The organism is Vibrio sp. FF145, from assembly GCF_041439075.1.
GTDB lineage: Bacteria > Pseudomonadota > Gammaproteobacteria > Enterobacterales > Vibrionaceae > Vibrio > Vibrio tasmaniensis_A.
Genome location: NZ_JBGONH010000127.1, coordinates 1 through 1,242, shown reverse-complemented (window position 1 = coordinate 1,242; position 1,242 = coordinate 1). Strand labels below are relative to the sequence as shown.

The 1,242-nt window shown below is 40.2% G+C and carries 1 protein-coding gene; it reads right to left on the bottom strand.

The genetic code is table 11. The features are described from left to right. Window positions 1-144 precede the first annotated feature (144 nt). Complete coding sequence (locus ACED42_RS21790) at window positions 145-1,194, bottom strand: hypothetical protein (RefSeq protein ID WP_371704148.1); 1,050 nt, start codon at window positions 1,192-1,194, stop codon at window positions 145-147. Window positions 1,195-1,242 lie beyond the last annotated feature (48 nt).

Here is a 1,242-nt window from a genome sequence, read left to right as displayed (position 1 = left end):
AATACAGGAGAGAAACTTCTACGTTTTTAATTGACAGTGGGGGTCATATCAACGCTAAGCTAAGCTGCCGCAAACCGTGGCATAAACTTTGCGAAGCAAAAATGCCACGCGTTGAAGGTCAGCTTGAGCGCCTTGTTAAGAGTATTATTTTAGCAGTGAGAATGCATACGCTGCTGCGAAGCTACTAGTTGCGGCTATAACCCAAGACAACACTGTAGGCCAAACTCTTTGGACTACAGTTGGCTTCGATTGCCCAAGATAAACGGCTGTATTGGGGATAAATTTCGTATGTAGGTAAAGCAATGCATTTAACAAAGCAAACATTACTATTACAAATATAGTCCTATTTTCCCATTCAGGAATTTCGGGAATAGCAACCAGCATAACACCAAATATGATAGCGTTTAGATTAAGTCCATATTTGCGATAAGTTGTAACCAGTCGGTTCTGTTTAACTAAAACTACCTGCTCTAGTGATGCAGATTTGCCAAGAACCCACGATTCATTTATCCCAGAGACTCGAATTTCACTAGACCCAGTTTCATTAAGTTCAATCACAACTGTTCTATTAATGCCATGAGCTTCTGGCTCTTGTATGACCAACTTAAAATAATTGAGCTGCTCAGCATTGACCTTTTCGGAAAGAAAATCGTCTGCATATTTTGTCAATTCACTCCCATGAAGCTTGTAAGTAATAACTACCCTTCCAGTTTTGAAGTCTTTCCTTAGAAAGTTAATCAGTTCTTCAAGGTCGTCTTTGAATAAACGAATTGAACCAACACTTATTGCCCTATTGTAGATCTGTTCAGGATTATTTGTTGGGTTTTCATTTATAGTATCGTGTGGATATAACTCAAAAGTACCAGCAGTTCCTATTGTAGAACTCCAATCACCTTTGATATTTCCTGATTGAGTTAACTTGCCAATTACCACTACGTTACCCATAACAACACCCTCTTCGGGGGCGCTGATTGGTGTACATTCCAACCGAAAGCCATCATCATACGTTCCGGTACAGTCATACATAGAAATACCGTAAATTGTATCCATTATGCGCAACTTGCCGGTAAGGCTATTTTGGTCTTGAGACACTTCAAGGAATACATTTCCAGTATTAGTACCGTAAATACGACCTGCCCAACGATTTGCTATAACTCCCAAATTGCCACCTCCATGACTGATACTCTTAGACATAATGACCCCCACGAAAGGTGCTAGCCTCCAATATCGTGGGTTAGCTTA